Source organism: Rhodospirillaceae bacterium, from assembly GCA_002728255.1.
Taxonomy (GTDB): Bacteria; Pseudomonadota; Alphaproteobacteria; order UBA7887; family UBA7887.
The window spans coordinates 59,306-85,119 of sequence record PBWV01000044.1; the positions used below are offsets into that span (position 1 = coordinate 59,306).

Here is a 25,814-nt window from a genome sequence, read left to right on the forward strand (position 1 = left end):
GCCTACGATACCACCAGCTTCTCCCGCCTTTCACGCCTCTGTATTAATGGTGGACAGACCATGTCATCGTAATAAGCAGTTTGGCACTTTAGACATTGATAACACTCGCTTATATTTATCTCTCCATCTAGCTGAATAGCCTGAACAGGACATAAGTCTCTACAAATATTGCAACTACTTCCACATTCAGGGCGCCGTTTTAACCATTCCAGCACCCGAATCCTTCCGGCTATTGCCAACCCTGCTCCCAGCGGGCAGAGATACCTACAAAACGGCCTCTCGACAAATAAGCTAATGCCCAGGAGCAATAGGGCAAACAAGGTGTACGGCCAAGAGCGGATAAAGTGGGTCATTATGACCGTATTGAACGGCTCCACCTCTATGGCTTTCGACAGGTAAACCGGACTAAAAAATGTCAAAGACACTAGGCCTATAAGTACAAAATATTTCAGTGCCCATAGTCGCCTATTTACCACAGAAGAAATATTCAACTGCTTGATACTTAACCAACGCGACAATTGACTCACGACATCTTGCAGAGCACCAAAAGGGCACAACCAACCACAAAAAACACCTCTGCCAAGGAGCAACGTAACTATCAGAGTAAAGCCCATAATTATCACAATTAGCGGGTCAAGGAGCAGAGATTCTAGGGACCACTGCAGTTTCGGAGCTCGCATTAATGATAGAAGATGCATTACCGACAACTGAGCCCCTGTATACCACCCCACCCAAATTAGAGTGAAAACCATGAACCCATTTTTAATAATTCTTAACGTTTTTGGTGTTCGTACTATTGTCCCCTGGAGCACCAGAATTGTGCATAGAATTAAGAAAGCGAGGAACATAATTGCAAGTGCAGAACTCGCCTCAAGCCAAACACTTACCCAAAGAGGCGTTACTTTTTCTCTCTTTCTTTGTTCCACAGCAACCTGATGTGGAATAGGTTCTATTACTATTTCCTGTGGCGGAGAATAAGGTAGGCTCCACGTATTACCATAACTCTCATCACCAATAGACTTTATTTGAATTGCCCAAGGGCGCGTCGGATCAAACTTTTCCTGGGATCCAATGGTCAACAACCAAGCACGCGATAAACCCAGGAATGGAACGTTTTCGACTTCCCTCGTAGGCACCCCATTTAGGCTCTTAACCCAACCATTTTGCCTGAGACTAAGCTCAAATAACGCCTGAGTATCATCCTTAAGCGAGAGAGCTACCTCCTCGGGAAACAACGAGCCGCCTGCCCCAAGCCAAATTAGAGCTCCACTAGATTCGGGTTCTTCTATATCCAACCCTAAACTGAGATCATTTGCCAGAAGATTTTCCCTGATTAGCCTCGGTGAGGCGAGGGCAAGAAAAATTTGTTCTTTTGCAGTTGCAAATAATCCATTCACGCCATCAGAACCAACGTCCAGAGCGGTTGAAGAAAAAACAAAAGAGTCATCCAGAATCGCACTTCGTACCGCACCAATTGATAAAAGATCTTTCCAACTCAATTCCCTCTGACTGTGTAAATCAAGGCGACGACCTTCCCTTTCACCAGGACCATATAACTCCCTAGATACAGCCACAGCTCTCCCCGCCTCATAAACTGCCTCCAACATAATCAAGCTACTTCTCTTCGCTCCTTCAGCGTATACGGCAAGGTCTATGGGATTCGAATCTAAAACATCAAGCCCAGATAAAGCACTAACCATTTCCTCTAATGGAAGTCGTGAAGCTACACTGCCCACTAAAGGCTCTTGATGAGCAATGAGCGCCGCTCCAGTTATAATACCATTCATATCGACAGCGGAGATAATTTCGAAGGACTCACCGGCATAGCCTTCTGTCCCTAGCAAATCCCCAACAGAAAACGCGTACCCAACTATGGACAGGAAACCACTATTATTGACTTCCCCATAAACAGGCGCCGCAACAATTCGACCAGACGGCCGGCCGGCAGTCTCGGCACCGGGGAATATACTCTGTAACAAGCTAATAGGAATACTCTCTATAAAATGCTTTGGCCCCATGTCTGCCCTCAAACGATTACCACAATCCACTAACGCAATGAGTATGGAAATCAGGAGAATCTTAACCATATTCATATTGGGGACCTACCTGAAGTGCTTATACAGTTTTGTAATTTTAAGGTATTATCTTGGCGGCACGGTATTGTTGAAAATAGTCTAACAACATAGCGCGTGTATCAACAACCTCAACGAATCCCGCTGCTGTCAATTTTGTGGTACTCGTTAACAAATCCCAATCCTGACCAAAAATAAAGTCCCCGAAAGACCACTGCGCCAATGTGTCAATACTGTTCGGCTTCAAGTTCTGGCTTTCCACAATATTTTTCCATATCAGTGCTTTATCATTCATCACTTTTGTTAGTGTTAAGCCTCTTGGAATACCCAACGGCAACTGAAAAAAATTAGCAATTTCTGGCCACAAATTAGCCCATCGAAAACAGTCCCCATTAGTTACATTAAACGCTTGGTTAGCACATTGGCCGTTTGTAGCTATCCAGATAATAGCTTTAGCTAAATGGGATGCGGAAACAGCCTCCGCAATAACATTATAGTTCTTATCAGAGCCAGGAAACTCTAGAGGGATACCCAATGCACGGCTTAGTTCTGCATAAACCGCAATCAAAGATACCGGGTTTCTAGACTGCTGAGGCGCAAAATCATAGACAAGACAAGGCCGTGATACTGACCATCGCCACTCTCCACTTCTGGATGCCAAGTAATCTTGCTGGTCATAATAAAAATTTGGCCCCATATGTCGTGGGTCTTCCTCCCGGGCTGGCGTTCTGTAAGGTCCCAGATGGCATCCGTAATATTTAGCTCCATGAACAGCATGAATATGCTCAAGGGTCGGGCAAGATTTTTCAACTAGCCCCACAAGATTCTTGAGCATAGTAAGATTTTCTTCCACGGGTTCCACCATTCCTTCCCCGTGGTTAGCCCGTGCTGCGTAAAAGACATGAGTTATATCAGAGAGCCTAGACAAGACTAGTTTGCTAGATTCATAATCTAACAAATCTGTCTCTATATAATGGACGTTCCGAGAAACTCTCGTTGCTCTTCGGCAGAGGCCAGTCACCTTAAAATCAGCCTGCCCAAGTTGTTCGACTAGACGAAACCCCACCGTCCCCGTCGCCCCAGCCACTAATGCATGCCTCCTCACAATACTCTGCCTTTCCATCCAAGATTGGCAAGCTTCTTCCAACTCTCAACAAGATCATGGTCCGGATTTGTTGATATGATCTCCATAACAGACAACCCCTCAAAAGAAATCTTCCCAAGAGCCTCGTGAACGGAAGCAAAATCTACCTCGCCGGCTCCAACAGGGTCATGACGCCATTCGTGGCGGCCCGTATCAGATAGATGAATGAGGTCTACCGCACCCTCCAATTGCAGTAATTCTTTTGCTGGATTTTGTCCTGCATAATACCCATTAGCAACGTCATAAACTATTCCTACGTTTGGATGATTAATCTGACCTACTATATTTAACAGGTCCTTAGCTAACGGCACCGTCGTAATAGGCACATTTTCAATCAGCACCTTTGTCCCAGATTTCTTTGCGTGCTCTGCAAGAATCAAAACCCCCTCGAGAAGCCATTCTAGCATTAGTTTTTTTGGAGCAGGAAAGAGGGGGGACACCTTGCCTGGCACTAACACCACATATGGAACCGACCACAAACCTGCCAACTCAATCAACTCCTTAAAGCGCTGCTGCGTAAAATTCCTAGTGTCTGGGTTAGGGCTGGTGATATTATGGTCCATGATGGGCAAATTAAATGAGGTGACTCTTAGTTTCTCATCAGAGATTATGGCCGGCCTCCTATCACGCGACTCCCTGGGAATCTCTGATACCCAAATATGCGGAGAATTAAAAAGAAACTCAAAATTCTCAAATCCAATTTTTCTTAAATGTCTAGCGGCCTCAAATGCATGGTGACTATAAATATACGAATATGTATTTACAGAGATTGTTAGCGAAGGAGAACTCATTGTTTACTATTTTCTATGCATAACTGGTTGAAAATCATAAAATCAGTTGGCTTTCTAAAAGCTAACCACTACTACATATAGCATATGTAATAGATTGCTACTCAATACTATCCCTCTATTTGTACCCAGGAAAATGATATGTCCCCCAAATCAGCTAGCTTACTATCCGGAATCCGGGTGCTTGATTTTACGGCCTTTGTTGCTGGACCCTATTGCACAAGGCTCATGGCTGACCTAGGGGCAGATGTCGTAAAGGTGGAGCCTCCCCATGGCGACCTGCTCCGCCAAGTTGCACCCGTGCGGAACGGACATAGTACCTACTTTGGACAGTTAAATAGTGGGAAACGAAGCCTTTCTATAAATATTAAAAAGCCTACTGGAATCGCTGCAGTAATTCAGCTGGCTAATAAAGCCGATGTGATTGTCGAAAACTTTAAACCCGGAATAGTAAAGAAATTTGGGCTCGATTATGAAAAGCTCGCCACAAAGAAACCCAGCCTAGTATATTGCTCCATATCAGGTTATGGACAAACGGGACCTGGGGCCCAAAGACCGGCTTTTGCACCCATTGTGCATGCATCCAGCGGGTTCGATATGGCCCAGGCCGAATACCAAAATGGTATGACTACCCCTGCTAGAGGACGCCCCGTGGCTGCAGACGTATTAGCTGCCGTGCACTCATTAGCGGCTATTAATGCCGCGCTGTTCAGGCGCGAGCGAACAGGGGAAGGTGAGTATATCGATGTGGCCCTGATGGACTGCATCCACAGCATCCTTCCCTATGAATTTCAAAAGGCCTATTTCCCTGAATCTGCTGAAAAAGTGCCTGTCTACGCGCCCATTGAGACTCTAGATGGTTATATTCTTATTGCCCCCGTAACGAACAAGAATTTCACCGGTCTAGCGAAGGCTATAAACAAAGAAGAATGGTTGACTGACCCTAAATTTTCCGACTCTAAACAAAGATATTCAAATCTAGAGATTATATACGATTCGGTTGGAGAATGGGCGAACAAACGAACATCAGCCCAATGTGAAGAGACCCTCAACCTTAGCGGCTGTCCATTTGGAATATACAAGACTATTGGTGAAGCTCTAAAGGACCCTCAATACATTACCCGTAACAGTATTGCTGAGGTAGAAGATGCTGCTGGAAAATTCAAAGTCCCAAATTCACCTCTCCATCTTACGGTCGCAAAAGCTTCTCTTGGCACAAGAGTGCCATACCTCGGAGAACACAATAAGGACGTATTATCTGACTGGCTTGATTTTGAACAAGATACCATCCAGGATTTGCAAAATGACGGAACTCTCCAATCAGCACCCTAATGAGGATGAGCCTCAGAGTAATCACCAGGCGGGAAAATTTCTTCCTCAGATTCAATGCAGTCTTCAGCCAACGCCATATTCATTCCTGGTTGGTCTGTCAGGGAAAAGACCCCACTCTGCGGAACAAGTTTATTCTTTAGGAAATGCTGGTTGATTTGGTTCCACTTCAGTAAAAACTCTTGGTACGGAGTATGAATTGGGGACTGTGCAAACGAGAACGGAAGAGTGACATGCGTTGATCCACCGTGTGGGATTACCATTAGATCATGAACAGAGGCATATGCAGCTATCTTTAGTGTCTCAGACAACCCTCCACACCAATAAATATCCGGTTGAATTATATCCAAGGCCTCCGCATCAATAAAACGCTTAAACCCCCACCTGGTGTATTCATGCTCGGCTCCCGATAAGGGAATAGAAATTTTATCCTTTATTCTTCGGTAACTTGAAATTCGATCAGGCATAACACATTCCTCAAGCCAAAACGGACGATACTCAGCAATACGTTCCGCTAATGATAAAATATAGGGAACATCCATACTTTGCCAACAATCGAGCATAATCGCATCATGATCCCCTAGAGTTTCTCTGAGGGTCTTCACTAAAGTCACATTTTTATCTAATCCTTCGGGGCCACTCATAGGGCCATGGCGGAAAAACCATTTTTGCGCTGTGTACCCCGCCTGTTGGGTCTCTTTCGCTCTTTGCCTCACCAAGCCTTGATCTTCAACGTCGTAGCCTAACATACTGGCATATGCCGGCACCTCCTTCCTAGTGGGCCCGCCTATGAGCTTATGAACGGGCGCTCCAAAAAACAGACCCTTAAGATCCCAGAGAGCACAGTCAACCACACTTACCGCCCACATCGCCTCACCTTGTCTGCCATGGACAAGGCTTCGGTGCATCTGATCCCAGAGTAACTCGCTTGCCAAAGGATCCTTGCCCAATAACAGCTCCCTCAATTGGGTCGCAATGATGTAGGCCACCGCATCAGAAGTCGGACCAAAAACCCCGTTCAATCCCTCATCCGTCCCAATCTCCAAAAATACATTCGACAAGCGAAATTTCCCTGCTGAATCCTGGGTGCCTCCCCAGAACGGCATCGCATTTCGGTATTCAGGGTAAATATCAATTGGTCGGGCCAAGCGCGATTCCCAAAATGTTCCATCCCAATCAAAAGATCCTCGCACCTTTCTTAAGGTTACTCTATCAATTTTCATCTCTCTATCCTCGATGTTCGCCGGAAAGCAAAAGACCCCTCATCAGAATTCTAACTTTCAGAGCATAATTAATTTGGCAAGGCTAAGAAAAGCAAAAAATCCAACGACATCAGTAACTGTTGTCAAGAGGATACCAGCACTAATCGCCGGATCCAAACCAACTCTCCACATTCCTACTGGAATCACAATGCCTGAAACACCCGCTACTAGTAAGTTCACTATCATTGCCATCGCAATCACACTTGCCAATAATCCATCGGCGAACCAGAAATACGATAATGCGCCAGCCAAAAGTGCAAAAAAACATCCATTGTATCCACCGACAATCGTTTCCTTCCAAAAAATCCTCCAGGCATTCGTTGCCGTAAGCTCTCTGGTCGCCAGGGCCCTTACCGCAACTGTAAGGGTTTGAGTGCCGGCATTTCCACCCATCGACGCGACTATTGGCATAAGTATAGCTAGGGCAACGATTTGCTGTATGGTATCAGCGAACATAGCTATGGTTATTGAAGCTATTACAGCTGTGAAGAGATTCACAATCAACCAACTTGATCGCCTTCGGGCAGTTTGCACCGGACTAAAAAACAAATCACCTTCCGCAATCACACCGCCGAGACGATGTAAATCTTCTTCATGTTCTTCCTCAATAACATCAACCACATCATCTATAGTAATTTGCCCAATTAGGCGGCCTGTTGGATCCACTACCGCCGCCGACGTCAAATTATATTGCTCAAACTGGAAGGCTATCTCCTCTTGGTCCATGTTAACCGGGAACAGCTTTTGCTGATTTTCCATTATATCAGCCACAGCAACTGGCCTTTTAGTGCGCATAGCCCGACTTAAAGGGACCGCACCAATCGGCCTATGGCTCGCATCTACTACAAACAGTTCATAAAAGTCTTCTGGAAGATCGTCGCTGTCTCTCAGCCAATCGATGACCTGACCCACATTCCAAAGATGAGGTACCGCTACATAGTCTCGCTGCATTAGCCGACCAGCACTACTCTCCGGGTAGGCCAACGCTTCCGCAACAAGCTGGCGATCCGAGGCAGGCAATGCATCTAAGACCCGTTGCTGCTCCTCTTCACCCAAGTCCTCGAGGACTTCCGCCGCATCATCAGTTTCTAGCTCAGCAACATGGCCAGCGAGAATCCCTGGGTCCAGGTGATCCAATACTTCATCCCGAACCTGCTCATCTAATTCAGCCAACATCTCTGGATTAAGATCCTGACCGAGAGCAGTCACGAACAGATCTCTAAGCTCAGATGGCAGAGCCTCAGTCAAGTCAGCAATATCGGCGGCATGAAGGTTGCTGGCCAGTGCAGTTGCCACCTCACCTTTTTCCTCACGAAGAGCGGCCTCCACATCACGAACCAAATCCAGTGAGACGACCTGTATACCCCCCGATTTTTGATCCACCATAAATACACCATTCACTCGTCGGCTAGGCGCCCTCGCCCACCACTAGAGACCCAGTTCAGAACGTCAGCCAGTTTCTGCTTAGTTTACGTCTACAACCAAAAATAGGAAGGCTGGTGCGGTCGAGAAGACTCGAACTTCCACGGGATCTCTCCCACAGCGACCTCAACGCTGCGCGTCTACCAGTTCCGCCACGACCGCTTTCGCCTATTTCCTATGAGGCATGGCTGTACCGAGCCAGATAGCAAATCTACTATAACTGCGCAACATATGATAAACTATTAGCATGGCCACAATCCATTGGACAGCCTCAAATACCGTAGTCGATTACTTGGAATCTTTAGATTTTATGGCCAAAATCGTAGATTCCATTATAGCTGGAACAGGCCCAGAGGTAGTCTGGCTCCTTGAGCATCCTGAACTATACACTAGAGGCACCAGCGCACAACCGGATGAGCTCAAATACCAGCCTAATGCGCCAATTTACACCGCTGGAAGGGGCGGACGCTATACTTACCATGGTCCCGGACAAAGGGTCATTTACTTGATGATGGACCTTCGCAACCGCGGGCACGATATTAGAAAATATATATATGACCTAGAAACCTGGCTAATAAACTCCGTGGCGGAGTTTGGCATTGAAGGTCAACGAAGAGCGGGTCGGATTGGTGTATGGGTTGATCAGGGCAACAATGTTGAGGTAAAAATAGCAGCCATAGGAATTCGTATACGGAAATGGGTCACATTTCACGGGATCTCTCTAAATATCTCACCAGATCTCACTATGTACGAGCCTATAATCCCCTGTGGCATAAGAGAACATGGGATCTCCTCGCTACACCAACTCGGGATCCCCGCACTAATGAAAGATGTTGATGAAGCTCTTCTACGTAACTTTCAAAAAGTTTTTGGAAAAATTAGCGTAAATTCGGCTTTGTAAAGCATTTTTAGTAACGCTATAGATCAGCCTCATTATCTCCGGTCGACGCTATCTCCAGTATTATTTGATCCACAGATAAGCTATCGCCAGGAGCAACGTGAATAGATTCAACAATACCCTCGCTTTCAGCACACAAAAGATTTTCCATCTTCATAGCGTCAATTATGACTAAGCTATCCCCAATTCTCACCTTCTGGCCTTTTTCTACAAACAGCGAAATCACCTTGCCAGGCATAGGCGAAACTAAGCGGCCTCCATAGTTATCGCTCTCCTTTATTGGCATACGTCCCAGGAGTTCCGCAGCACGAATTGTATGAACCGAAGCATTTACCATTAGCCCTTGTCCCCACAACCTGTAGCCGTCTCTGCTCTTCTCGACCTGAAGGACTATTTCTCCTTCCGACAACTCCCCCAAAAATACGTCCTGGCCAGGGCTCCAATCGGTCACTACCCTATCTGTTAGGCCATCGTCCCACTTAATCTCCACGCCACCCTCACTTAAGGTGGCCTCCAATGCCACTTCTTCTGAATCTATGATCACAACCCATTTCACTGACGGTATATATCTACCCCCATCTGTCCGCCCAGAAATCTTTGCTCGACGGGTTAGTTCCAGCACCTCCATAGAAACAGCTGCAGAACAAAAACTTTTCTTCTCCTTGTCTTTTAAGGGACCGCCCTGAAATCCATTTGGATACACCCGTGATATTAAACTTGTACTGATATTTCCCGAACAAAACTCGTCGTGTTTCAAAATAGCACTGAGGAATGTGAGATTGTTGGCAACGCCTCGTATGCAAAAATGATCGAGTGACTTGGATAGTATATCAATAGCTGCTCGGCGGTTGGAACCATGGCCTATGACCTTAGCAATCATTGGATCATAAAATATTGGCACCTCATCACCCTCAACCACTCCTCCATCCACTCGACAGCCGGGAATTGATGGCTCCCTATACTTCTCCAAAATTCCGGTGGCAGGCAAAAAACCCTTGGTGGGGTCTTCCGCATATAAGCGAGCCTCCACCGCCCAACCTGAAATCAAAACATCTTTCTGGCCTATGGTAAGACTCTCACCTGCGGCGGAACGCAGCATTTGCTCCACCAAATCTAATCCAGATACCATTTCAGTCACCGGATGTTCTACCTGGAGGCGCGTATTCATTTCAAGAAAGTAAAATTCCTTCTTTGGGCTCACCACAAATTCAACTGTACCAACTGAATCATACTTAACCGCTCGAGCCAAGCTAATGGCTTGTTGGCCCATTGACGCTCGCATCTGAGTGTCCACAAACGAACTTGGGCACTCCTCAATAACCTTCTGATGACGCCGTTGGATGGAACACTCACGTTCATTTAAGTGCACAATATTCCCATGCTTGTCCGCCAGAATTTGGACTTCTATATGCCGTGGTTCCTCAATGAACTTCTCTATTAGAATTCGATCATCGCCAAAGCTTGTCCGCGCCTCGCTTTGCGCCAGGGGGAGAGCTGTTTTAACGCTTTCCACGTCGGAGGCAACCCGCATACCCTTGCCTCCACCCCCTCGACTCGCCTTAATCATAACTGGGAACCCTATCTTTCTTGCAATGCTAACAGCATGATCCAAATCACTTATCTCGCCCAAATAACCTGGGATAACGTTAACGCCCGCCTCCTTAGCCAGTTTCTTGGACCCAATTTTATCGCCCATCGCCATAATTGAATCAGGAGAAGGCCCTACAAAAACTAGTCCGGCATCACAAACCCGTTGCGCAAAGATACTATTCTCCGATAAGAACCCGTATCCGGGATGAACAGCATCTGCTCCCGTTTTCTCTGCTGCTTCCAATATTTTTTCTATCAGCAAATAACTTTCTGACGACGGACCTCGACCCACACATAGACTTTCATCCGCCATATTGACGTGTTTCGAATCAACATCTACCTCAGAATATATCGCAACTGTTTTTATTCCTAACCGCTGAGCGGTTTTCATAATCCGACAGGCAATTTCACCTCTATTTGCAACTAGAATTTTATCAAACAATGTCATCCCCTAGAGAAAAGTCATACGACCCTGAACCACGCCAATGATTAAATTATGAATAGGATTTTCTTCAGACCGCCAGTTCTTGTAACTTCATTTACTATAAAGGGATGTTGTCATGTTTTTTCCATGGATTCTCAAGATGTTTGGTTCTCAGCAACCTCAAGGACTTGCAAATTCTCGCACGCGTTTCCCTTGGCTGGATTATATCATCGACATAACCACGCTGCGCCGCCACGAAAGGATTCGTAAACTGCTCTCTGTACTCCTCCTCTTTCTTCGCGACATCCTCCTTACTTCCCAAAGAGCCCCGGAATATAATCTCAACAGCCCCCTTCGAACCCATGACCGCGATCTCGCCCATTGGCCATGAATAATTAACATCACCTCTCAAATGTTTGGAGCTCATTACATCATAAGCCCCCCCGTAGGCCTTGCGGGTTATGACAGTCACCTTTGGAACAGTAGCCTCGGCAAACGCAAATAATAGCTTTGCACCATGTTTAATTATCCCACCAAACTCCTGGGATGTGCCAGGAAGAAAGCCTGGGACGTCAACAAAGGTAAGTATCGGGATATTGAAACAATCACAAAAACGAACAAACCGCGCTGCCTTCCTGGAACTGTCAATATCCAAACACCCAGCCAAAACCATTGGTTGATTGGCAACCACTCCCACTGTGTGCCCCTCAAAACGGCCAAAACCAATTACAATGTTAGCAGCATAATCAGGCTGCAACTCCAGAAAATCTCCTTCGTCCACCGTCTTACGAATAAGCATTTTCATATCATATGGTTGGTTAGCATTTTCAGGAATTAATTTATCAAGTGAACACTCCAGCCGATCAACAGGATCATTGGTTGGCCAAGTTGGGACTCCTGAACGGTTTGATAGGGGTAGAAAGTCGAAAAACCTGCGAGACTCCAGGAGGGCCTCAACATCATTTGTGAAATGTTCATCCGCTACACCAGATTTTCCAGTATGGGTTTGGGATCCCCCAAGTTCTTCATGAGTAACTTCCTCGTGGGTAACGGTTTTTACAACATCCGGGCCCGTCACAAACATGTAAGATGAGTCCTTAACCATAAATATAAAGTCCGTCATTGCAGGCGAATAAACTGCCCCGCCTGCACATGGTCCCATCACCAAGGAGATTTGTGGTATAACTCCTGAAGCAAGAACATTTCTCTGAAAAACCTCAGCATAACCTCCCAAAGATGCGACACCCTCCTGTATTCGGGCTCCACCGGAATCGTTAATACCCAGGATAGGAATACCAACTTTCATTGCCTGATCCATAACCTTGCAAATTTTTTCGGCGTGAGCCTCACTGAGACTACCCCCAAATACAGTAAAATCTTGGCTAAATACAAATAATGGTCTGCCATTGATAGTCCCATGGCCTGTAATAACACCGTCTCCTGGAATCTTACTTGATTCCATCCCAAACTCAGTCGCCCTATGCTCCACAAAGGCGTCATACTCCTCAAAAGAACCCGGATCCAATAAAACCTCTAATCTTTCACGAGCGGTAAGTTTTCCCTTTGCATGTTGAGCATCGACCCGAGCTGGACCACCGCCTGCATGAGCAGCATGCCTCCTTCTTTCTAATTCTTTTGTAATTTCCTTCATTTCAGGATTTCCTACAAAATTCCTTTACCACGCCAAATTACAATAGGTCGCTAACTTGATAAAATACAGATAACTTCAAAACCTAGACAACAAAAGATGGAGAATATAAAGTCACAGCGGATCTTGGTCATATCATTTCTCTCATGCAAATGGAGCCCCTTACCATAAGTCCTCAATTTGGCCCGGCAAACCCTAATCCCTTCAAACACATTTTCATGTGGCTAGGAAGCGGGGCCTCTATATGGAGTTCTCTCCCGCTATCTCTATGCAGCACTAATTTTCTTGCATGAAGTTGAAGATGTCCAGCCCATTTCATGTTAGCATATCTAGCACTAGAGTTGTACTTCCTATCTCCTATGATGGGAGCACCCAGATCAACACAATGGACCCTTAGTTGGTGCATGCGACCCGTCAAAGGATAAAGACCAAGAAGCGCCGCCTTAGCCGAACTCCTATCCAGAATCTCATACCTGGTCTTAGCCCAACGGCCTTCGTTTGGTCCCACAACCACACGCTCTACACCGCCTACATGTGTTTTCCCCAATAAGTTCTCTACCTGACCACTCGTATGTTGGGGAACCCCTTCCACAATTGCCCAATAAGTCTTCTCAACACGACTACTTTGAAACGCGGAAGTTAACTCCCGTGCTGCAATTAGCGATTTTGCTAATAATAATACACCACTAGTATCTTTATCCAACCGGTGCACCAAACGGGGACGAGGACCTTCCCCTCTCACTAGGCTATGCGAAAGATTATCAACGTGGTAACCCTGTTTGGTTCCACCCTGTACGGCCAAACCTGCAGGCTTATTTAGCGCAATCATCGCGTCATCCTCAAATAAGATCCTCGAACGTAAACCACGGGCTTTTTCTTCTAATTTTCTATCGTAAGAACCTTCTGATTTTGAGTGCTGGAATGTCAGTGGAGGAATCCTGATTAACTGTCCAGCCTCCAGTCGCAGACCACCCTTTGCCCGGGCCCCATCCACACGAACTTGTCCAGTTCGGAGTAATTTATGCACCAACCCATGGGTCAGTGTTGGAAAGCGCCTACACAACCATTTATCCAAGCGGGATTCACGTTCCTCTTCAGACACCTTGAGCATCAAAATTTTGGTCATGCCACTATGGCCTTCACAACCATAACCCCTCCGATCAATCCAAAAACTGAAATCAAGACCGATGCGCATATATAGAGGAGCGCGAAGGACCACTGCCCACGCTCGCATAACTCCACTATATCAAGAGAAAAAGCAGAAAATGTGGTAAAAGCGCCCAGGAATCCGACTGTCATGAGTGTTTTAATTTCAGGTGTAACAAGAACGCTTTGGGCCGCTAACTCAGTAATTGCGCCCAGAAAAAACGAACCAAGTACGTTTACCATCAGAATGGCCCAAGGAAACCCGCCACCTACTAATGGACCTAAGTAACTGGTCAATAGATAGCGCCCTAAAGCACCCGCAGCCCCACCAATAGCAACAATTATAGCTACCTTCATCTACTCACCACTACAAACACGACATTCATCTCTTGCGGTCCAAAAAAGAGCAAAAATATATTGGCAAAGCACTTAATGTGTCTAAAAATTGCTATCGGAACACCAAACTTACCACGAAGATAACTCAAGAACTCGAAGAATCTCTTAAAGCCTCCCACTGTCGCAGTCTTTCTCCTATCTCACGTTCATAACCGTGAATGTTCGGACGATAAAATTGCTTCCTTTGCATCCCAGTGGGAAAATAGCTCTGCCCAGAAAACGCTGATTCCGTGTTATGGTCATAAATGTAACCACGCGAGTAGCCTTGGTCTCGCATTAATTGCGTCGGAGCATTCAAAATATGTTTTGGTGGGCGGAGAGAGCCACTATCCCTAGCAACCGTTTGCGCCTCACCAAAAGATACGTACACAGAATTTGACTTAGGCGCAGTGGCCAAAAAAATAACACCCTGAGCCAAGGCTAACTCCCCTTCCGGAGAGCCAATAAATTCATACGCTTGTTTCGCCGCCAACGCCTGCAACAGGGCGTTTGGATCAGCGAGGCCAATATCCTCAGTAGCAAACCGAACTAATCTGCGAGCAATATATATCGGATCTTCGCCACCTTGCAGCATCCGAGCCAACCAATACAACGCCGCATCCACGTCAGAACCCCGCAAGCTCTTGTGAAGAGCACTGATCAACCCATAATGCTCCTCCTGCGCTTTATCATAGAGCGGGGCTCTCTGAGAGAAAAGTGTTGCTATCTGCTCTCTATCAAAAATAGAACCATCGGCGCAATCAAAAACAATCTCTGCTAAATTGAGCAGAAACCGCCCATCCCCATCGGCCATAGCCTTCAAAGTATTACGGGCATCCACAGTAACAGGAAGCGCAGAACCCAAAGTTTGTTCACAAGAATCCAGTAATGCCTCTAGAGCATCACTATCCAGAGGATGAAGAACCAGAACTTGGCACCGAGACAAAAGAGCAGGTATAAGTTCAAATGATGGATTTTGGGTAGTTGCTCCAATCAGCGTAATTGTTCCATCCTCAATATATGGGAGAAAGGCATCCTGCTGCGCTCTATTAAACCTATGAATTTCGTCAACAAACATCAACGTCTTCAATCCATCTCTTTGTCGCACCTTTGCATTCTCAAAAACCTTTCGGAGCTCCGCAACCCCAGAAAACACTGCTGATGTCGCACAGAATTCATAATTGGTGTGTCGAGCTAGTAAACGGGCCAAACTGGTCTTTCCACATCCAGGCGGCCCCCATAACACCATGGAGACTAGCTTCCCAGAAGCCAGCATCCGACTAATTGGGCCTTCAACCCCCAGCAAATGATCCTGCCCTACCACCCGGTTGATGGCCGCAGGTCGCATTTTGTCCGCAAGAGGACGGTCCAGTCCATCACCTGAGTCTAAGTTAAAAAGATCCTCTGTCACAATCTAACTACTACGCTCATTAACTTACCACCTCGATCTATCTTAATTTCCCACTCTACAGGCTCTTGGTTCAATATTTTTAATAGTTGCTTGGTGGAAGTTATTTTCTCCCCTGCAAGCTCCAAAACAATATCTCCCACCCGAAGTCCAAGGCGAGCTGCATACCCAGATTCAACTCGCAGCACTACTACTCCAATTCGCGTCCACTCTAGCCCAAGTTCTTGCGCAAATCCTGGCGAAAGATTGCCAACAGTTGCCCCTGATAAAGGATTAGAGCCCTCCAGTACCATGACGTCTCGCGGTGGATCCTCCGGCGGCATAACTACCTGCATTGTTGTTTCGAAAATTTTCCCCTCCCTAAAAAATATGATCGGAATGTTGACACCTAAAGCGCTGGTAACCATCCGATAACGTAGACCTTGGGGATTATCAATATCATGACCATCGATAGATAAAATCACATCACCAATCTTGAGTCCTGCCTCCCAGGCAGGGCTCAAGGCGTGCATAGCCTTTATAATCATTCCCCTTGGAGTAGGGAGACCTAAGGCTCTCCCGATTTCATAATCTACCGACTGGCCTAATATACCCGACCATGGACGGACCGCCTTGCCTCCCGCCACCAAACTATCAACAATTACCCTCACGAGATTGGCAGGGATAGCAAACCCGATACCAATAGAACCCCCGCTTCGAGAAAAAATGGCGGTATTGACACCAATTAATTCGCTACTCAAATTAACCAAAGCACCGCCAGAGTTGCCAGGATTAATCGCTGCATCGGTCTGAATAAAGGACCGCCAATCAGATAGGCCCACAGCGCTTCGACCTAAGGCAGAAACTATGCCGCTCGTAACCGTCTGACCAACACCAAACGGATTCCCAATCGCTAAAACTATATCTCCGACCTCCAGACCATCCGAGTCTCCAAACTCAAGAAACGGCAGAGGCTCACCATCCGGGTCGATCAAAAGGACAGCTAGGTCAATTTTATCATCTGAGCCAACAATTTTAGCTTCAAACTCTCTCCGATCCGAAAGGACGACAATTATTTCATCACTGCCAGCAATAACGTGTTGGTTAGTAATTATGAGACCTTCCGACCCGATAACCACACCTGATCCTAAAGAGCTCTCGATTCTTTCACGGGGAACTCCAAACGGCATCCCTTCGAAAAATCGTTCGAAAAATGGATCACTGAATAGTGATCTGCTGCTAGTTGAAACCCGCCGTCGCGTGTAAATATTAACGACGGCAGGGGCAACCTTTCCTACAACTGGAGCGTAAGATAGTTGTACGGCATGTCTATCGGAAGGTATGGAAGGTTCGGCCATCGTCGGCCAAGAAGCCCAAGTAACCCCTAGAATGAGGCATCCTAGAACCAACCATCTTCGGTGTGAGAACTCACAAATGCCAGTATAGACTGAAAAAATTGAGAGCGCGGACTCTATCGAACCCGATAGATGCAGCCCAAATAAGAAACGCTTAGGCCGCCGCCTCAGCATCCTCGTCGGGCCCCGCATCTTCATCTACCGGACCCGAATCCTTCCCCTTTGCAGATTCGTCCCTATCCACAAACTCTATCACTGCCATGGGAGCATTATCGCCAAATCGGTTGCCCGTTTTGACCACCCGCACATAGCCGCCAGACCTATCTTCATACCGGTCTTTCAAGGAGGTGAATAATTTTTCCACTAAAGCAGTATCTCCGCCGAGTCTGGATAACGCCTGACGTCTAGAATGTAACCCTCCCTTTTTACCCAGGGTCACCAAGCGTTCAACCACACCACGCAAATCCTTAGCCTTTGGAAGGGTAGTCTCGATCTGTTCGTGCTTAACTAACGCAGCAGCCAGATTAATAAACATGGCCTTCCTATGACTGTGGGTACGATTAAGTTTTCTCCCACTTAGTCTATGACGCATCTCTGAAGCCCCCTTCCCACAGGCGCCTAAAAAGGCTCCTCCAAACGTTTTGCCATTTCTTCAATATTTTCTGGCGGCCACTCCTCAATTTGCATCCCCAAATGGAGGTTCATGCCATTCAGAACTTCCTTAATTTCGTTCAACGATTTCCGCCCGAAATTTGGCGTTCGAAGCATATCAGTCTCTGATTTCTGAACGAGATCCCCTATATAGACGATGTTATCATTCTTAAGACAATTTGCCGAACGCACCGACAACTCAAGCTCATCCACCTTACGAAGCAGATGGGCATTAAAACTAGGTTCATCTTTCGCCTCCTGATCATCAGTCTTCGTCGGTTCCTCAAAATTGATGAATAACTCCAACTGGTCGGTCAAAATACGGGCCGCAAGAGCCACCGCATCTTCTGGTGAAATAGTTCCATCAGTCTCTAACGTCAGAGAAAGCTTATCATAGTCAGTGGCTTGTCCAACTCGCGTATTTTCCACTTTATAACTAACCTGGCGAACCGGGCTGTACACTGCATCAATCGGAATAAGACCTATAGGCGCCTCCTCCGCCGCATTTTGAGCAGCAGCAACATAACCTTTGCCACTTTCAACAACCATTTCCAAGTTTAAGGAAGCACCTTTATCGAGATTGCATATTACAAGGTCTTGGTCGATGATTTCTACATCATGGCCAGTCTCTATAGCACCCGCCTTAACGGCCCCCGGCCCACTAGCTGTCAACGAAATCCTTTTCGACCCTTCACCATGCATCCGCAATGATATGGCCTTCAAATTCAGGACAACCTCGGTCACATCCTCAATAACCCCTGGTATCGACGAAAACTCATGCAAGACACCATCAATCTTAAGGCCTGTTATAGCTGAACCGCGCAGACTGGAGAGCAAAATTCGTCGTAACGCATTCCCGAGAGTTAACCCAAACCCTCTTTCCAATGGCTCAGCTACTACAGTACCAGTTCGCCCCACTGAGCCATTGACCTGCACATCTAGTCTTGCAGGCTTTATGAGTTCTTGCCAATTTTTCTGAATCACCTAGTCCACCCCAATTATGTTTAAGGCAATGCACTTTCGCCCTAGTATCCCTAAAAGCCCCAAAACAGGCTACCCTCAAAACACACCTTAAAGTTCTTCCTACACCCGCCTTCGTTTTGGCGGTCTACAGCCATTATGCGGGATCGGAGTAACATCTCTTATGGAAGTAATATTAAAACCCACCACTTGAAGAGCGCGCAGCGCCGATTCACGGCCAGAACCTGGCCCCTTCACTTCTACCTCCAACGTCTTCATACCATGTTCAGCAGCCTTCTTTCCAGCGTCCTCCGCAGCCATCTGAGCGGCATATGGGGTCGACTTCCGAGATCCTTTGAACCCCAAAGACCCCGCAGATGACCACGCTATCGCGTTCCCCTGCAAATCACTGATAGTGATAAGGGTGTTATTGAAAGTCGCGTTAACATGCGCCACCCCTGAAATAATGTTCTTTCTTTCTCGACGCTTCACGCGTCCACCTGCCTCATTTGCCATATAAAAACCTATTTATTACAAGCTATGCGCTCTTTTTCCCCGTCACCGGTCGGGCACGACCTTTTCGAGTTCTAGCGTTGGTGTGTGTTCTCTGGCCACGCACTGGCAACCCACGGCGATGTCGTAGCCCACGATAACAACCCAGATCCATTAGCCTCTTGATATTCATCGCAACATCGCGCCGAAGATCTCCTTCGACACGATACTCATTATCAATCACCTCTCGTATTCTGGTAACCTCAGCTTCCGCTAATTCACTTACTCGATTACCCTCACCAACCCCCGCCTTCTGGCAGATTTCCTTGGCCTTGGTATCACCTAAGCCAAATATATAGGTCAGAGCGACAACCACTCTCTTATTCGTCGGTATGTTAACCCCGGCAATCCGCGCCAATTTTCGGCCTCCTATGGGAAAGTTTTCACGCAACAGGGCCCAGCCGTTGGGCCGGGTCGCCAAGCCGGCGCATTATAAACAGATACAACGCCAGGTCAACGGCTTGCCTCTAGAGCCAAGACATCCCTTATCTGGCTCCTAACCTCTTGCATACCTAACTCGCCATTTACTGTGTCCAACAAATTCCGCTCCTTATAATAGGGCAACAGTGGTGCCGTTTGAGCGTGATAGTTGCTCAATCTATCCTGCACCGTTTCCACACTATCGTCTTTGCGTGTACTAAACTCTTTCCCCCCACAACTGTTGCACACACCCGCTATCAGAGGTGGCTTAAACTTCCGATGGTAACCCACCCCGCATGCGGAACAAGAAAAACGGCCTGTTATCCGCTCTACCAGCAGCCCATCTGAAACCCTGATTTCGATAACACGCAAGCTATTGATTTTCTTCTCAGTTAAAAGTTCATCTAAGGCCGTGGCTTGTTTTAACGTTCTAGGAAACCCATCCAAAATAAACCCCACCGAACAATCATTCTCATCCAGGCGATCCGAAATAATTTGAATAACCACTTCATCAGGGACGAGAGCACCCGCATCCATAAGTTTCTTCGCCATCTCACCTGTTTTTGTTCTTGCTCGAACCGCGGCACGCAGCATGTCTCCAGTGGAAAGATGAGCCAATCCTAATTCCTCAACCAAAAATTCGGCCTGCGTACCTTTGCCGCTTCCAGGCGGTCCAAACAAAATTAAACTCACCCTCTCCTACCCCTGAGCCGTGACTTCTTAATAAGACCCTCATATTGATGAGCCAACAAATGAGAATGAACCTGACCTACAAAATCCATATTAACGTTAACCACTATCAATAGACTTGTACCTCCAAAATAGAACGGCACAGCATATTGGGAGATTAATATTTCGGGTAGCACACAAACTGCAGAAAGATAAATAGCGCCCACCGTTGTCAAACGCCGCAAGACGTAGTCGATATACTCAGCGGTATTTTTTCCCGGCCTGATACCAGGGATAAAACCATTATTTTTCTTCAAGTTATCCGCCGTATCCTCGGGGTTAAATACTACCGAGGTATAAAAGAAGGCAAAAAATACGATCAATGAGATGTACAACAACAAATAGGCTGGAGAACCTCTAGAAAGGAGCGCCGCAAAATCGGACAACCACCCGGGCCCACTCGCCGCTGAAAAGCTCATCGCTGTTATGGGTAACAGTAGAAGAGAACTGGCAAAAATTGGCGGGATCACACCCGCCGTGTTTAATTTTAAGGGAAGATGACTATTTTCCCCTCCAAACATCCTATTTCCAACTTGACGCTTCGGATACTGCACAATGAGGCGCCTCTGCGCCCTTTCAACAAATACGATAAACGCTATGACTGCGATCGCCATAACCATCAGAAGAATAATAAACAGGGCAGACAGGGCACCCGTGCGGCCTAATTCTAATGTGGTAGCCATTGCCGATGGGAGCTCTGCGACGATACCCGCCATAATTATCAGAGATATCCCATTACCTACCCCTCGAGCAGTTATTTGTTCGCCAAGCCACATAAGGAAAATTGTTCCACCTACCAAAGTAATAACCGTAATAGCACGAAAAGTAAGACCAGGATCCAAAACTGCAGAACCTTGGCTCCCCGTCATTCCTTCCAGACCAACGGCAATGCCAAGACCTTGAAAAGTGGCTAAAATAACTGTTCCATACCGCGTGTATTGCGTGATTTTTCGGCGCCCGGAATCCCCTTCCTTTTTCAACTGCGCCAAGTGCGGCGATACCGTGGTCATCAACTGAATAATTATTGAGGCGGAAATATAGGGCATTATATTTAGAGCAAAAATAGTCATTCGACCAAGCGCTCCACCCGAAAACATATTAAACATCCCTATTATTCCAGCCGCCTGCTGGCGAAAAACATCCTCCAAAATTATTGGGTCAATTCCAGGCAAAGGTATATAGGTCCCCAACCGATATACGATTAAAGCACCAAATGTGAACCACAACCTCTTCTTCAACTCCGTTGCTTTTGCTAGAGCTCCAAAGTTAATATTTGCTGCGAGTTGTTCTGCTGCTGAGGGCATTACCTACCTAGTACAAAAATAATTCCTGATCTCTTAATCACCGGTCGAAACAGAATCCGACCTATCCCGTCTCTCAGGGGCAACCTTTCCCGTGCCCTGCAAGATCTTTATTTCACCACCTACCTTCTTAAAGGCTTTCATAGCCCCCGCGGTGGCACCGCTAACCTCTATATTTATCTTAGCAGTTAAATCTCCATTCCCTAAAAGACGCACTCCATTAGGAGCCCCCGAGATCAACCCAGCCGTTTCAAGCGACTTTATATCCATAAAGCCCTCGCCAACTGTTAACCTACCTCTATCTATCGCCGCCTGGATCTGGCCTACATTGACTTCAGCATATTTTTTTGAAAACTTATTGTTAAAACCCCGCTTTGGTAAGCGTCTATAAAGAGGCATTTGCCCCCCTTCGAATCCTTTTATAGCAACTCCGGATCGCGATTTTTGCCCCTTATGACCACGGCCCGCAGTCTTCCCTGAACCCGACCCAATGCCGCGACCAACTCTCGAACGCTCGCGACTAGCTCCGGGGTTATCACGCAGTTCATTCAGCTTCATTCCCAACAACCTCCCAACATCCCTCCAACCATTCTGCTCACTCAACGATCTCCACATGAACAAGATGCTGGACCTTAGTTATCATTCCTCGTATGGAGGGACTATTATCTAGCACCCGAGTACGATTTAATTTATTCAACCCCAACCCAACCAACGTGGCTTTTTGATCTTTGGGCCGACCTATTCCACTGCCTATCTGTGTGACCCGCAATCGTCCGACTTCATTCTGCGCCATCGCGAACCCTTTCCCTGGCAACACCAGCTTTCCCACGATTAGCAAGGACCTCCCCAATCTTCTTATTTCGCTTTGCCGCCGTCGAGCGTGGCGATTCAATTTTAGCTAGTGCGTCAAACGTAGCACGCACCATATTATACGGATTAGCGCTCCCTATAGATTTGGTCACCACATCCTGCACACCCAGCGTTTCAAACACGGCCCTCATTGGCCCCCCGGCAATTATTCCTGTACCAGGAGGAGCCGCCCTCAGAACCACCCGCCCAGCTCCAAACCGACCGTTAACGTCGTGGTGTAGTGTTCGGCCTTCCCGAAGTGGAACCCGCACTAGGCGGCCCTGAGCTGTCTGAGTTGCCTTTCTGATAGCCTCCGGCACTTCCCGAGCCTTGCCCTTACCAAACCCCACTCTACCGCTTCCATCTCCGACCACTACTAAGGCAGCAAAGCCAAATCTTCTGCCGCCTTTAACAACCTTCGCAACACGATTAATACTTACCAATTTATCAAGTAAGTCTTGGCCCGGCTCTTGGCGATCTCCGCCTCTCCGGCCTCCTCGACGGCTCCGGCCCTCGGACCGCTTGTTTCCATCATCTGCCATTACATCGGCCTCTTCTAATCTAAAATTTAAGTCCGTGCTCACGCGCTGACTCCGCCAACGCTTTTACACGACCATGATAAAGGTACCCACCACGGTCAAAAACAAGATCACTACAACCCACCGCTTGTGCCCGCTTAGCTATTAATTTTCCGACCCGCCTAGCCGCCTCTATGTCCGCTCCACCTTTAAGACCCTCCCTCACTTCCTCATCCAAGGTCGATGCAGCGGCAACTGTTTTGCCTGCCCCGTCGTCAACAACTTGAGCATATATATTTTTATTCGAGCGGAACACGGTCAATCGCGCCCGCCCGCCAGAGACTTTGCGAAGACGTTGCCTGTTGCGCCGCCGCCTTCGTTGAAACATTTTAAGTGCCCCAAGCATCCATCCACCTATTTCTTTTTGCCTTCCTTACGTAGGATATACTCACCTACATACCTGACACCCTTACCTTTATAGGGTTCAGGCTTACGTAAATCGCGAATATCAGAGGCCAGTTGCCCAACTTGCTGCTTATCCACGCCCTTGATTTCAATCTCAGTCGGCTTTTCACAAATTACTTCTATTTCATCAGGTATCATGACCTTAATATCGTGACTGTATCCCAACTGAAGGGTGAGTATTTTTTTTTCAACTGCCGCGCGATACCCCACGCCCACGATCTCCAACTTGCGACTAAAGCCTTGTGAAACCCCCAAAATCATGTTGTTGACGATAGTACGCCCTAGTCCCCACATGGAACGCCCCCCGCTATCTTCCCTAATGGGTTTAATAAAAACCTTCCCATCCTTAGTGGAGATCTCCAACTCCGGAGATAGCTGGCTATTCAACTCTCCCAACTTACCTTTCACCGTAACCTCTCGGCCGGAGACAGCGACATCCACACCATCTGGAATAGCAACTGGATTTTTCCCGATTCTTGACATGGTCAGCATCCCTGTCCGTTAAACCAACAATCTCCGGCTACACCACGGTGCATAACACTTCCCCTCCGACATTAGCCATCCGGGCCTCTGCATCTGACATCACACCACGGGGTGTAGATAAGATGGATATTCCCAGCCCATTATTCACCGGACGCAGATCCTTAATAGACGCATATATCCTCCGGCCCGGCCGAGAAACTCTCTGTATCGCTCGAATCACTGGCGAACCTTCATGATATTTTAGCTCAATCTCTATTCGAGGTTGGGTTTTGGTTTCCTCCACCTCGCGAAATCCTCGGATGTACCCTTCCCGCTCCAGAACTTCCAAAACGTTCACCCGAAACCGAGAAGAAGGACAGTCGATCTGTGGATGCCCTACCCTTTGACCATTGCGTATGCGTGTCAGCATATCTCCAAGTGGGTCTGTCATTGTCATTTTTTCAACCCTACCAACTTGATTTAACCATGCCTGGCACCTGGCCAGATGAAGCGAGCTCTCTAAGCCCGATGCGCGAAATTTTAAGTTTCCTATAATAACCACGTGGCCGGCCTGTCAGCTGACATCGATTACGCACCCGAACCTTAGAACCATTCCTGGGCATTTGAGCAAGCTTCAGGGATGCAGCAAATCTCTCCTCAGGCGCCAACGTCTTATTATTAGCTACTTCTTTGATCGCCTTTCGTCTCGCGGCATTTTTTGCAACGAGCCTCTGGCGTCTATGATTTTTCTCAATGGCACTGCGTTTAGCCATGCCAATGCCTCCTCTTATACGTTACCAATATATTCATTCACCAAAAGGCATATTAAAACCCTTCAGCAGGGCCCTACCTTCCTCATTCGTCTGAGCCGTAGTGACGATAGCCACATCCAAGCCTCGCACTTCATCCACAGTATCATAGTCAATCTCCGGAAAAATAATCTGCTCCTTTAATCCTAGGGAATAATTACCTTTACCATCAAAGCTACTACTGGGAACTCCATGAAAGTCCCTCACTCTCGGCAGAGCAATCGTAACTAATCTATCCAAAAACTCATACATCCGATCCCTACGCAGGGTAACTTTGCAGCCGACGGTTGTTCCTTCCCGTAACTTAAAATTAGCTATAGACTTTTTAGCAAGGGTCACTACTGGCTTTTGTCCAGTAATTGCCATTAGGTCCGCAACAGCCCCCTCCACCTTTTTTGTCTCTCGACCAGATTCCCCCAGCCCCATATTAACGACGATTTTTTCTAACTTAGGTATTTGCATTTCATTGGAATATTGGAACTCCTCCACCAACGTCTGCCGTACAACTTTTTCGTAATGTTCCTGTAAACGAGGCATTTCCCACCTACTGATCAATAATTTCGCCGGAGCGCTTTGAAAAACGGACCTTGCGGCCATCCTCTAAAATTTTATAACCCACCTTAGTTGCCTTGCGATCCTTGGGGTCCAGAAGTGACACATTAGAAATATGGACAGACATCTCCTTATCGATCACCCCCCCCGGATTATTCGCTGAGGGCGCGGTATGCCGCTTAGCCAGAGCTATCCCCTGGACCGTTATCCTGTCACTGCTCGCCACAACTCGAACGACCTCTCCTGTTTTCCCACGATCACGACCCGAAACAACCACAACCTCATCACCTTTTTTTATGCGCTTTTTTTGGGTCATCACAACACCTCCGGCGCCAAAGAAATTATTTTCATAAATTGACGGGACCGCAGTTCCCTAGTGACCGGACCGAATATCCGTGTTCCGATAGGCTCATTTTGCTGACTGATTAACACAGCCGCATTTTTATCAAACCGAATAGCACCTCCGTCTGGCCGCCTTATCTCTTTTGCCGTCCGCACAATAACAGCTCTATGTATATCTCCCTTTTTCACCTTCCCCCTTGGGATTGCCTCTTTGACAGAAACAACAATAACATCACCAATCGAAGCCGTTTTTCTCCCGGATCCACCCAAAACTTTGATGCACTGGACACGGCGTGCGCCCGAGTTATCTGCGACCTCCAACTGAGTCTGCATTTGTATCATCTATAGTAACCCCCAAAATCAA

At 47.1% G+C, this 25,814-nt stretch carries 29 protein-coding genes and 1 tRNA gene; 2 read left to right on the plus strand and 28 right to left on the minus strand.

From position 1 onward, the window contains the following. Positions 1 to 2: 2 nt before the first annotated feature. From CMM32_11140 to CMM32_11150, 3 genes are read right to left on the minus strand one after another with little or no spacing between them, the layout of a single operon-like run. A complete protein-coding gene (locus CMM32_11140) occupies positions 3 to 2,093 on the minus strand; it encodes a hypothetical protein (protein ID MBT07449.1) in 2,091 nt (696 codons plus the stop codon). Between the two features lie 40 nt (positions 2,094 to 2,133). Further along, entirely contained in the window at positions 2,134 to 3,195 is a 1,062-nt protein-coding gene (locus CMM32_11145) for an NAD-dependent dehydratase (GenBank protein ID MBT07450.1), read from the minus strand. Then, entirely contained in the window at positions 3,174 to 4,007 is an 834-nt protein-coding gene (locus CMM32_11150; GenBank protein MBT07451.1) for a hypothetical protein, read from the minus strand. The genes CMM32_11145 and CMM32_11150 overlap by 22 nt, the downstream gene beginning before the upstream one ends. 138 nt (positions 4,008 to 4,145) lie before the next feature. On the opposite strand from CMM32_11150, the gene CMM32_11155 reads away from it, so the two are divergent. Continuing rightward, entirely contained in the window at positions 4,146 to 5,336 is a 1,191-nt protein-coding gene (locus CMM32_11155) for a carnitine dehydratase (GenBank protein MBT07452.1), read from the plus strand. Here the strand turns inward: CMM32_11155 and CMM32_11160 are convergent. The 3 genes from CMM32_11160 to CMM32_11170 form a co-directional block, all read right to left on the minus strand. Beyond that, positions 5,333 to 6,556 carry a mandelate racemase/muconate lactonizing protein gene (locus CMM32_11160; GenBank protein MBT07453.1) on the minus strand — a complete coding sequence of 408 codons (1,224 nt, stop codon included), beginning with the start codon at positions 6,554 to 6,556 and terminating at the stop codon, positions 5,333 to 5,335. The two genes, CMM32_11155 and CMM32_11160, sit on opposite strands and share 4 nt — an antisense overlap. A 57-nt stretch (positions 6,557 to 6,613) precedes the next feature. After that, positions 6,614 to 7,981 (minus strand): magnesium transporter, encoded by a 1,368-nt coding sequence (mgtE, locus tag CMM32_11165; protein ID MBT07454.1) that lies wholly within the window; start codon positions 7,979 to 7,981, stop codon positions 6,614 to 6,616. Between the two features lie 111 nt (positions 7,982 to 8,092). Continuing rightward, positions 8,093 to 8,179, minus strand: a tRNA-Leu gene (locus tag CMM32_11170). Between the two features lie 85 nt (positions 8,180 to 8,264). Here CMM32_11170 and CMM32_11175 point away from each other — a divergent pair. After that, the gene (locus CMM32_11175) at positions 8,265 to 8,918 is read left to right on the plus strand and encodes a lipoate-protein ligase B (protein MBT07455.1); all 654 of its coding nucleotides are present in this window, start codon (positions 8,265 to 8,267) and stop codon (positions 8,916 to 8,918) included. A 16-nt stretch (positions 8,919 to 8,934) separates the two neighbouring features. On the opposite strand, the gene CMM32_11180 is transcribed toward CMM32_11175, so the two are convergent. From CMM32_11180 to CMM32_11285, 22 genes are all read right to left on the minus strand, one after another. Then, entirely contained in the window at positions 8,935 to 10,947 is a 2,013-nt protein-coding gene (locus CMM32_11180) for an acetyl/propionyl-CoA carboxylase subunit alpha (protein ID MBT07456.1), read from the minus strand. A gap of 100 nt (positions 10,948 to 11,047) precedes the next feature. Next, positions 11,048 to 12,580 carry a methylmalonyl-CoA carboxyltransferase gene (locus CMM32_11185; protein MBT07457.1) on the minus strand — a complete coding sequence of 511 codons (1,533 nt, stop codon included), beginning with the start codon at positions 12,578 to 12,580 and terminating at the stop codon, positions 11,048 to 11,050. A 172-nt stretch (positions 12,581 to 12,752) separates the two neighbouring features. Continuing rightward, positions 12,753 to 13,811 carry an RNA pseudouridine synthase gene (locus tag CMM32_11190; GenBank protein ID MBT07458.1) on the minus strand — a complete coding sequence of 353 codons (1,059 nt, stop codon included), beginning with the start codon at positions 13,809 to 13,811 and terminating at the stop codon, positions 12,753 to 12,755. Further along, on the minus strand, positions 13,700 to 14,080 hold the full coding sequence (crcB, locus tag CMM32_11195) for a fluoride efflux transporter CrcB (GenBank protein ID MBT07459.1): 381 nt from the start codon (positions 14,078 to 14,080) through the stop codon (positions 13,700 to 13,702). The genes CMM32_11190 and crcB overlap by 112 nt, the downstream gene beginning before the upstream one ends. 124 nt (positions 14,081 to 14,204) lie before the next feature. Then, positions 14,205 to 15,446, minus strand: a complete 1,242-nt coding sequence (locus CMM32_11200; protein ID MBT07460.1) for an AAA family ATPase — start codon at positions 15,444 to 15,446, stop codon at positions 14,205 to 14,207. Between the two features lie 59 nt (positions 15,447 to 15,505). Further along, positions 15,506 to 17,014, minus strand: coding sequence for a serine protease (locus CMM32_11205; protein MBT07461.1), 1,509 nt, complete (start codon positions 17,012 to 17,014; stop codon positions 15,506 to 15,508). Continuing rightward, positions 16,995 to 17,432, minus strand: coding sequence for a 50S ribosomal protein L17 (locus CMM32_11210; protein MBT07462.1), 438 nt, complete (start codon positions 17,430 to 17,432; stop codon positions 16,995 to 16,997). The genes CMM32_11205 and CMM32_11210 overlap by 20 nt, the downstream gene beginning before the upstream one ends. Positions 17,433 to 17,458: 26 nt before the next feature. Continuing rightward, positions 17,459 to 18,475 carry a DNA-directed RNA polymerase subunit alpha gene (locus CMM32_11215; GenBank protein ID MBT07463.1) on the minus strand — a complete coding sequence of 339 codons (1,017 nt, stop codon included), beginning with the start codon at positions 18,473 to 18,475 and terminating at the stop codon, positions 17,459 to 17,461. A gap of 99 nt (positions 18,476 to 18,574) precedes the next feature. After that, complete coding sequence (locus tag CMM32_11220; protein MBT07464.1) at positions 18,575 to 18,967, minus strand: 30S ribosomal protein S11; 393 nt, start codon at positions 18,965 to 18,967, stop codon at positions 18,575 to 18,577. A gap of 22 nt (positions 18,968 to 18,989) precedes the next feature. Then, on the minus strand, positions 18,990 to 19,361 hold the full coding sequence (locus CMM32_11225; protein MBT07465.1) for a 30S ribosomal protein S13: 372 nt from the start codon (positions 19,359 to 19,361) through the stop codon (positions 18,990 to 18,992). A 95-nt stretch (positions 19,362 to 19,456) separates the two neighbouring features. Next, a complete protein-coding gene (locus CMM32_11230; GenBank protein MBT07466.1) occupies positions 19,457 to 20,116 on the minus strand; it encodes an adenylate kinase in 660 nt (219 codons plus the stop codon). After that, positions 20,113 to 21,456, minus strand: a complete 1,344-nt coding sequence (locus CMM32_11235; protein ID MBT07467.1) for a preprotein translocase subunit SecY — start codon at positions 21,454 to 21,456, stop codon at positions 20,113 to 20,115. Before CMM32_11235 ends, CMM32_11230 begins: the two co-directional genes overlap by 4 nt. Before the next feature lie 33 nt (positions 21,457 to 21,489). Continuing rightward, positions 21,490 to 22,011: a 50S ribosomal protein L15 gene (locus tag CMM32_11240; GenBank protein ID MBT07468.1), complete on the minus strand. Its 522-nt coding sequence runs from the start codon at positions 22,009 to 22,011 to the stop codon at positions 21,490 to 21,492. A 37-nt stretch (positions 22,012 to 22,048) separates the two neighbouring features. Next, positions 22,049 to 22,246, minus strand: a complete 198-nt coding sequence (gene rpmD / locus CMM32_11245) for a 50S ribosomal protein L30 (GenBank protein ID MBT07469.1) — start codon at positions 22,244 to 22,246, stop codon at positions 22,049 to 22,051. After that, positions 22,233 to 22,844 carry a 30S ribosomal protein S5 gene (locus CMM32_11250; protein MBT07470.1) on the minus strand — a complete coding sequence of 204 codons (612 nt, stop codon included), beginning with the start codon at positions 22,842 to 22,844 and terminating at the stop codon, positions 22,233 to 22,235. The genes rpmD and CMM32_11250 overlap by 14 nt, the downstream gene beginning before the upstream one ends. 19 nt (positions 22,845 to 22,863) lie before the next feature. Then, positions 22,864 to 23,226 carry a 50S ribosomal protein L18 gene (locus CMM32_11255; protein ID MBT07471.1) on the minus strand — a complete coding sequence of 121 codons (363 nt, stop codon included), beginning with the start codon at positions 23,224 to 23,226 and terminating at the stop codon, positions 22,864 to 22,866. Between the two features lie 8 nt (positions 23,227 to 23,234). Further along, entirely contained in the window at positions 23,235 to 23,768 is a 534-nt protein-coding gene (locus CMM32_11260; protein ID MBT07472.1) for a 50S ribosomal protein L6, read from the minus strand. A gap of 37 nt (positions 23,769 to 23,805) precedes the next feature. Further along, positions 23,806 to 24,204, minus strand: a complete 399-nt coding sequence (locus CMM32_11265; GenBank protein ID MBT07473.1) for a 30S ribosomal protein S8 — start codon at positions 24,202 to 24,204, stop codon at positions 23,806 to 23,808. A 10-nt stretch (positions 24,205 to 24,214) separates the two neighbouring features. Continuing rightward, on the minus strand, positions 24,215 to 24,520 hold the full coding sequence (locus CMM32_11270) for a 30S ribosomal protein S14 (protein ID MBT07474.1): 306 nt from the start codon (positions 24,518 to 24,520) through the stop codon (positions 24,215 to 24,217). A gap of 33 nt (positions 24,521 to 24,553) precedes the next feature. Then, positions 24,554 to 25,093, minus strand: a complete 540-nt coding sequence (locus tag CMM32_11275) for a 50S ribosomal protein L5 (protein MBT07475.1) — start codon at positions 25,091 to 25,093, stop codon at positions 24,554 to 24,556. 7 nt (positions 25,094 to 25,100) lie between these two features. Continuing rightward, positions 25,101 to 25,424 carry a 50S ribosomal protein L24 gene (locus CMM32_11280; GenBank protein MBT07476.1) on the minus strand — a complete coding sequence of 108 codons (324 nt, stop codon included), beginning with the start codon at positions 25,422 to 25,424 and terminating at the stop codon, positions 25,101 to 25,103. Next, positions 25,424 to 25,792, minus strand: a complete 369-nt coding sequence (locus CMM32_11285) for a 50S ribosomal protein L14 (protein MBT07477.1) — start codon at positions 25,790 to 25,792, stop codon at positions 25,424 to 25,426. Before CMM32_11285 ends, CMM32_11280 begins: the two co-directional genes overlap by 1 nt. Positions 25,793 to 25,814 lie beyond the last annotated feature (22 nt).

Bases quoted from the DNA above. Each gene is read 5' to 3' on its own strand.
- CMM32_11285 (MBT07477.1), bottom strand. From the start codon at position 25,792: ATGATACAAATGCAGACTCAGTTGGAGGTCGCAGATAACTCGGGCGCA.
- CMM32_11185 (MBT07457.1), bottom strand. From the start codon at position 12,580: ATGAAGGAAATTACAAAAGAATTAGAAAGAAGGAGGCATGCTGCTCAT.
- CMM32_11270 (MBT07474.1), bottom strand. From the start codon at position 24,520: ATGGCTAAACGCAGTGCCATTGAGAAAAATCATAGACGCCAGAGGCTC.
- crcB (MBT07459.1), bottom strand. From the start codon at position 14,080: ATGAAGGTAGCTATAATTGTTGCTATTGGTGGGGCTGCGGGTGCTTTA.
- CMM32_11260 (MBT07472.1), bottom strand. From the start codon at position 23,768: ATGTCAAGAATCGGGAAAAATCCAGTTGCTATTCCAGATGGTGTGGAT.
- CMM32_11250 (MBT07470.1), bottom strand. From the start codon at position 22,844: ATGGCAGATGATGGAAACAAGCGGTCCGAGGGCCGGAGCCGTCGAGGA.
- mgtE (MBT07454.1), bottom strand. From the start codon at position 7,981: ATGGTGGATCAAAAATCGGGGGGTATACAGGTCGTCTCACTGGATTTG.
- CMM32_11280 (MBT07476.1), bottom strand. From the start codon at position 25,424: ATGACCCAAAAAAAGCGCATAAAAAAAGGTGATGAGGTTGTGGTTGTT.
- CMM32_11240 (MBT07468.1), bottom strand. From the start codon at position 22,011: ATGAAGCTGAATGAACTGCGTGATAACCCCGGAGCTAGTCGCGAGCGT.
- CMM32_11155 (MBT07452.1), top strand. From the start codon at position 4,146: ATGTCCCCCAAATCAGCTAGCTTACTATCCGGAATCCGGGTGCTTGAT.
- CMM32_11145 (MBT07450.1), bottom strand. From the start codon at position 3,195: ATGGAAAGGCAGAGTATTGTGAGGAGGCATGCATTAGTGGCTGGGGCG.
- CMM32_11205 (MBT07461.1), bottom strand. From the start codon at position 17,014: ATGCTGAGGCGGCGGCCTAAGCGTTTCTTATTTGGGCTGCATCTATCG.
- CMM32_11235 (MBT07467.1), bottom strand. From the start codon at position 21,456: ATGCCCTCAGCAGCAGAACAACTCGCAGCAAATATTAACTTTGGAGCT.
- CMM32_11140 (MBT07449.1), bottom strand. From the start codon at position 2,093: ATGAATATGGTTAAGATTCTCCTGATTTCCATACTCATTGCGTTAGTG.
- CMM32_11275 (MBT07475.1), bottom strand. From the start codon at position 25,093: ATGCCTCGTTTACAGGAACATTACGAAAAAGTTGTACGGCAGACGTTG.
- CMM32_11220 (MBT07464.1), bottom strand. From the start codon at position 18,967: ATGGCAAATGAGGCAGGTGGACGCGTGAAGCGTCGAGAAAGAAAGAAC.
- CMM32_11210 (MBT07462.1), bottom strand. From the start codon at position 17,432: ATGCGTCATAGACTAAGTGGGAGAAAACTTAATCGTACCCACAGTCAT.
- CMM32_11150 (MBT07451.1), bottom strand. From the start codon at position 4,007: ATGAGTTCTCCTTCGCTAACAATCTCTGTAAATACATATTCGTATATT.
- CMM32_11200 (MBT07460.1), bottom strand. From the start codon at position 15,446: ATGCGACCTGCGGCCATCAACCGGGTGGTAGGGCAGGATCATTTGCTG.
- CMM32_11160 (MBT07453.1), bottom strand. From the start codon at position 6,556: ATGAAAATTGATAGAGTAACCTTAAGAAAGGTGCGAGGATCTTTTGAT.
- CMM32_11175 (MBT07455.1), top strand. From the start codon at position 8,265: ATGGCCACAATCCATTGGACAGCCTCAAATACCGTAGTCGATTACTTG.
- rpmD (MBT07469.1), bottom strand. From the start codon at position 22,246: ATGGCGCAGAATGAAGTCGGACGATTGCGGGTCACACAGATAGGCAGT.
- CMM32_11255 (MBT07471.1), bottom strand. From the start codon at position 23,226: ATGCTTGGGGCACTTAAAATGTTTCAACGAAGGCGGCGGCGCAACAGG.
- CMM32_11265 (MBT07473.1), bottom strand. From the start codon at position 24,204: ATGACAATGACAGACCCACTTGGAGATATGCTGACACGCATACGCAAT.
- CMM32_11190 (MBT07458.1), bottom strand. From the start codon at position 13,811: ATGCGAGCGTGGGCAGTGGTCCTTCGCGCTCCTCTATATATGCGCATC.